The organism is Streptomyces sp. NPDC090442, assembly GCF_044769405.1.
Lineage (GTDB): Bacteria > Actinomycetota > Actinomycetes > Streptomycetales > Streptomycetaceae > Streptomyces.
In genome coordinates, this window is record NZ_JBIVXW010000211.1 from 1 (window position 1) to 2,273 (window position 2,273).

General features: G+C 71.4%; 1 protein-coding gene. It reads left to right on the forward strand.

Going from position 1 to position 2,273, the window contains the following annotated elements; genetic code table 11:
- Positions 1 to 26: 26 nt before the first annotated feature.
- Positions 27 to 2,273 (forward strand): SDR family NAD(P)-dependent oxidoreductase (locus ACIQU6_RS44395; protein ID WP_403488379.1); only part of this gene is annotated, 2,247 nt, incomplete at its 3' end.

The following is a 2,273-nucleotide window of genomic DNA, read 5'->3' on the forward strand; positions in this document are numbered from 1 at the left end:
CGCCTGCCGGTGAGGGGGCGGTGTCGGTGAGTGCGGTGGACCCGGCGGGTGAACCCGTCATCTCCATCGACTCCCTCCGCACCCGCACCGTGACCAACGAGCAGTTCGGCGGCGCCGACGACCGCCTGCGAGATGCGCTCTTCGGCATCCGCTGGACCGCGCTGCCGGACGTCTCGGCGGAACGGGCGGGCCAGGCAGCCCAGGCCATCGCGGTCCTGGGCCCCGACCCGCTGCGGCTCGCCCACGAGTTGAGCCGCTCCGGCGCGACCGTGGAGGCACACGAGACCCTCGATGCGTTGACCGCGGCCAACCCCGAGGGTTCCGTACCCGGCGTCGTGCTGGTTGCGGTCGCCGCCCACGACGACGCGGCCATCGACGCCGCTCACCGGCTCACGGCCGATGCCCTGCAAACGATCCAGACCTGGCTGGCCGACGCACGTTGTGCGGACGCCCGCCTGGTCTTCGTCACCCGCGGTGCGGCCGACGGCGAGGATGCCGCGGCGGCGGCAGTCCAGGGCCTGGTGCGCTCGGCCCAGACCGAGCACCCCGGTGTCTTCGGCCTGATCGACCTCGATGGGTCCCAGGCATCCGCGGACTCCCTCGCGGCGGCCCTCGGTTCCGACGAGCCACAGTTGCTCCTGCGCGACGGACAGCTCCATGCCGCGAGGCTGACGCGTCTCGCGCCGCCCACCGAACCGGCCGACGGCGCCACCGGCACCGACGAAACGGCGGTCCGCAACGGCTGGAACGCCGACGGGACGGTCCTGATCACCGGTGGCACGGGCGGCCTCGGCGCACAGTTCGCACGGCACCTCGTCGACGAGTACGACGTCCGCAACCTCCTGCTCGTCAGCAGGCGCGGCCCCGACGCCCCCGGGTCCACGGAACTGGTGGCGGAACTGACGGCCCACGGCGCCGAAGTGACCGTCCAGGCATGCGACGTGTCCGACCGTGACGCGGTGGCGGCGCTCGTCGCCGGCATCGCGGACGAACACCCGCTGACGGCGGTCGTACACACGGCGGGCACGCTGGACGACGGCATGATCGGCTCGCTCACCCCCGAGCGGCTGGCCACCGTCCTGCGGCCGAAGGCGGATGCCGCCTGGCATCTGCACGAAGCCACCCGCGATCTCGACCTGGCTGCGTTCGTCGTCTTCTCCTCCGTCGCGGGCGTGTTCGGCGGTGCCGGCCAGGCCAACTACGCAGCGGGTAACGCCTTCTTGGACGCCCTGATGACCCAGCGCCGTGCGGCGGGCCTGCCCGGTTTGTCGCTGGCGTGGGGCCCGTGGGACCAGTCCGGCGGAATGACGGGCACGCTGACGGATGCCGAGGCCGACCGGCTCGCCCGCTCCGGCGTGCCGCCGCTCTCCACGGAGCAGGGCCTGGCCCTGTTCGACGCGGCACTCACCCTCAGTGAAAGGCCCGCGCCGGGCGCGCCGCTGATCGCTCCGGTCCGGCTCGACTTCGCGGCACTCTCCGCACAGGCCGAGGTGCCGGCGATCCTGCGCGGACTGGTGCGGACCCGCACTCGCCGTACGGCGGCCGGCGGTTCCGCGACCGTCGCCGGGCTCGTCAACCGCCTGGCCGGGCGCACGCCCGACGAGCGCCGGCAGGAACTCCTTGACCTGGTCCGCACCCAGTCGGCCCTCGTCCTGGGCCACGCCGACCCGACCTCCGTGGACACCGCGGCACAGTTCCGTGACCTCGGCTTCGACTCACTGACGGCCGTGGAACTGCGCAACCGACTCAGCACGGCAACGGGCCTGCGCCTGACCGCAACACTCGTCTTCGACCACCCCACCCTGTCCGCCCTGGCGGATCACCTACAGGACGAGTTGTTCGGTGGGATCGACAGTCAGCCCCAGACAGTGGCGCAGTCGCTGCCGCCGGCGGTCGACGATCCGATCGTGGTGGTGGGGATGGCTTGCCGCTTCCCCGGTGGTGTCGCTTCGCCCGAGGATCTGTGGCGTCTGGTGAGCGAGGGGACGGATGCGATCACTTCGTTCCCGACCAACCGTGGTTGGGATCTCGAAGCGATCTACGACCCGGACCCTGAGCACTTCGGGACGTCTTACACCCGTTCCGGTGGGTTCCTGCATGAGGCGGGGGAGTTCGATCCGGGCTTCTTCGGGATGAGTCCGCGGGAGGCGTTGGCGACGGACTCGCAGCAGCGTTTGTTGTTGGAGTCGTCGTGGGAGGCGATCGAGCGGGCCGGTATCGACCCGGTGTCCCTGCGCGGTAGTCAGACGGGTGTTTTTGCCGGTGTGATGTAC